Consider the following 3,699-nt stretch of genomic DNA (forward strand, 5'->3'; position numbering starts at 1 on the left):
CATCCCGCCCCCGGACTTGTGAGTGCCCCACGCCGGGCGGGGGCCCATATGCGCTGTATAATAAACAAGCGAGGGGCCCGCCGCCCCCCCCGCCGCCCGGGCCGGGGGGGGGCCCGGACCAGCATCCCGGCCGTCGCCACTCCCGTGGCGGCCGTGGCTATGGCGACCTTCGCGCCGTTCGTGGGCAGGTGCAGCTCAGGCGACGCGGAACTTGTAGCCGAAGCCGCGTACCGTCTCGATCCGGTCCCGGCCGATCTTGGCGCGCAGCCGCTGCACATGGACGTCCACCACCCGGTTGTCGCCGGACCATGCGTAGTCCCACACCCGCTCCAGGAGCAGGTTCCGGGTGAGGACCGTGCCGGGCGAAGCGGTGAACTCCCGCAGCAGCTTGAGCTCGGTCGTGGTCAGGTGGAGGGGTTCCCCGTCCCTGCGCACCACAAGTGACACGGGGCAGTACACCAGGTCTCCGAACCGGACCGCACGGGTGTCGGACGACTGGTCCGCGGGCACGGTGCGACGCAGCAGGGCACGGACACGGGCTACCAGGAGCGATCCGTCGACCGGCCTGGCCAGGCAGTCGTCGGCGCCCGCCTCCAGGCACGTGACCACGTCCGCCGGATCGTCGCGGTCCGAGATCAGCACTATGGGCACCGCGGACTCCTCGCGGATCCGCCCGGCCAGGCTCATCCCGTCCAGGCCGGGCAGCCGGCCCGCGAGCACAGCGACGTCCGGGGTCTGCTGACGGAACAGGGAGAGCCCCATCAGGCCGTCGGCGGCGCTACGTACCCGGTGGCCGCTCGCCTCCAGGATGCGCCGGGCGTTCTCTCTGGCTGTCGGGTCGCCGTCGACCAGCAGTACCTCGCATACGCGGGGTCCCTCGGCGGGTGACGCAGGCTTGTTGCCCGCGGCGGCAGGCGCGTATCGGCGGCGCACAGTGCTCGGCGCAGTCTCCTTGACGTCGATGTGACTGTCAGCGTCGATGGCAGCGCCGGTACCGCTGTCACACTCGGTGCCGATATCGCTTTCGGCACCGCTCTCAGCATCGCCGTCGGTGCCACTGCCGCTTTCGGTGCCGGTGTCGTACGCGGTGTCCCTGCCGCATTCGGGCCCGGCTCCGGAATCCGTGTCGACGGCGAGGGCGAAGTCGACGGCCTGTGCACGGGTGCGGTGTGTGCCGCCTTCGGCGAACGCCTTCCTGTACGACGCCTCGCCCAGCGTAGCGATCGCGGCTTGCTCGCAGCGTGCGTGCCACTCGGCCATCTGCGGTCCGAACGCACAGACCGAGCTGCCGGCGTCGCGCCACAGGGCATCCGCCAGGCCCAGCAGCCGGGCGGCCCGTTCATGGGCGCCGCCGACGGCGGCGGCCCAGGCGAGCAGCTCCACCATCCTCGCGATCATCGCGTGGTCGTTGAAGCCGCGCATGCCTTCCAGCGCGGACCTGACCAGGGTCTCGGTGGTGTCACCGTCACCACGGGCCCAGGCACAGTGGCCCATGCCCATCAGCACCTGAGCACGACCCCACCGGTCCCCGCTCGCCTCGGCGACGGCGGCGTACCGGCTACCGGTGTGTGCCGCCCGGGGATCGCCGGCGTACGCCTGGACACAGGCCAGCGACAGCCGCCAGCAGGACGCCGTGCGCTCGTCGCCCAGCGCGGTTATGGCGGCCAGGGCCGCCTCGTAGCGGCGAATGGCCTCCTGCGGCCGCCCCCGGTACTGAGCCGACACCCCGCGCAGGCCATCCGCCTGGATCCGCACCCACGCATCGCCCAGTCGCCGGCCCAGCGCCTCGGCCTCGTCCAGCCAGCCGTCGGCCGTCACCAAGTCACCCTGGGTCTGCGCCACCCAGGTAGCGGCCAGCAGCGCGCGGGCGCGCTCCGGGCCGGCCTCGGGCGCGGCGGCCAGCGCCCGCTCGAACTGGCGGCGCCCCTCGCTGAGGAAACCGCCGACGCACCAGTGCCAGGACAGCGCCGCGACCAGCGCGAGACGGGGCCGGGGCTCACCCTCGTAGTCCAGGGCGGCCAGCAGGTTGGCGTGCTCCGCGCGCAGTCGGGCCAGGTTCTCCTCCTGGCCGGGGCCGTACCAGTTCCGGTCGATGCGGTCAGCGACAGCGAGGAAGAAATCGCGGTGGCGTCGGCGCAGTGCGTCCTGCTCGCCGGAGTCCTCGAGCCGCTCCCTGCCGTACTCCCGGATGCTCGCCAGCAGCCGGTAACGCCGCTGACCACTCGCCTCGCAGGTCAGGACCACGGACTGGGCGACCAGCCGATCCAGGAGGTCCAGCACCTCGGCCTCGGCGATCCCCTCCCCGGAACAGACACCCTCGGCGGCCTCCAGGCTGAACCCGCCGGCGAAGACGGTCAGGCGGTTCCACAGCAGCCGCTCGGCCGGAGCGCACAGCTCGTAGCTCCAGTCGATCATCCCGCGCAGCGTGCGCTGATGGGCCGGTGCCGTCCGGCTGCCGCCGGTGAGCAGTGCGAAGCGGTTCTCCAGCCGGTCCGTCAGCTGGCCGATGGTGAGCGTGCGCAGCCGGGAGGCGGCCAGCTCGATCGCCAGCGGGAGCCCGTCCAGATCGGCGCACAGGCGCGCGATCTCGGCGTGGCTGGCCTCCTCTCCGTGGAACTGCTCCCACGTCGTAACGGCCCGATCCCGCAGCAGTTCCACCGCATCGTCCTGCGCAAGCGGCGCGAGGGTGAAGACGTGCTCTCCCGTGACACCCAGGGTGTGGCGGCTCGTGGCGAGGATGCGCAGCTCCGGGGCGGCAGACAGGAGTCGCCCGGCCAGCTCGGCGCACGCGTCGATCAGGTGCTCGCAGTTGTCCAGCACCAGTAGCGCGCGCCGCCCGGCCAGATAACCCGTGAGCTGGTCCAGCAAGGGCAGCGCCCCAAGGTCGGGCACCCGCAGCGCGCCCGTCGCCGTGGCCGCCACCGCCGACGGGTCCGACACCGGGGCCAGGTCCACCAGCCACACCCCGTCCGCGAACGCCTCCCGGGACGCCGCGGCCACCTCCAGCGCCAGCCGCGTCTTGCCCACACCGCCCATGCCCGTGAGCATCACCAACCGCCGTATGCGCAGAAGGCGGCGGATCTCAGCGGTCTCCTCCCGCCGGCCCACAAAACTCGTGATGGCGGCGGGCAGACTCCCACACTCTGCGATCACCTTGGTCACGCTTTCCCCGTCTCCCCGTACCATGATCGAAAATTTCCCTGGAATTCTTACTAATCCCTTACGGTCGGCCCAAAAGTCAGCTCACGGTCGGCCGTATGAAGGACTTGGACGGCTCAGCATTTACGAGGCAGGTTTCTACTGCGTGAACAAGCATGGTCTCGCCACCAGCCGAATGTGGCGCCCACCCCCGCCTTGGCCTGCACCGACAAGGCAGTGGCAGTCTTGCTTGGCATATCTCACGAACCAGACAGAAAGGATGTTGTCGCCTTGTGACCAGCCACAGAGCCATCACGCGACCCGCCGGCCCTTGATCGAAGAACCGAGTTCTCCCTCGAAATCACTCGACTCAATTGTCAGGCAGCCGAGAATTGATTGGCGACATGAATCGTGCCGGTGATCAATCGCCTGTTCTGTTCGGGTTGCGGGGGGGGCCGGGGGGGGGCGCCCGGGGGGGGGGGGGGTGGCGGGGGGTGAGCGAGAAATGTTGCCCCCGACTCCAAGTGTGTTTGTGTGGGGGGGTGGGGGTGTGTCTGGGTT

At 70.6% G+C, this 3,699-nt stretch carries 1 protein-coding gene; it reads right to left on the reverse strand.

What is annotated here, in order from left to right:
- Nucleotides 1–195 precede the first annotated feature (195 nt).
- Nucleotides 196–3,162, reverse strand: a complete 2,967-nt coding sequence (locus ACFXC1_RS39360; RefSeq protein ID WP_381252090.1) for a winged helix-turn-helix domain-containing protein — start codon at nucleotides 3,160–3,162, stop codon at nucleotides 196–198.
- Nucleotides 3,163–3,699: the final 537 nt, after the last annotated feature.

Origin of the sequence: Streptomyces hokutonensis (genome assembly GCF_042751305.1) — a bacterium.
Lineage (GTDB): Bacteria > Actinomycetota > Actinomycetes > Streptomycetales > Streptomycetaceae > Streptomyces > Streptomyces hokutonensis_A.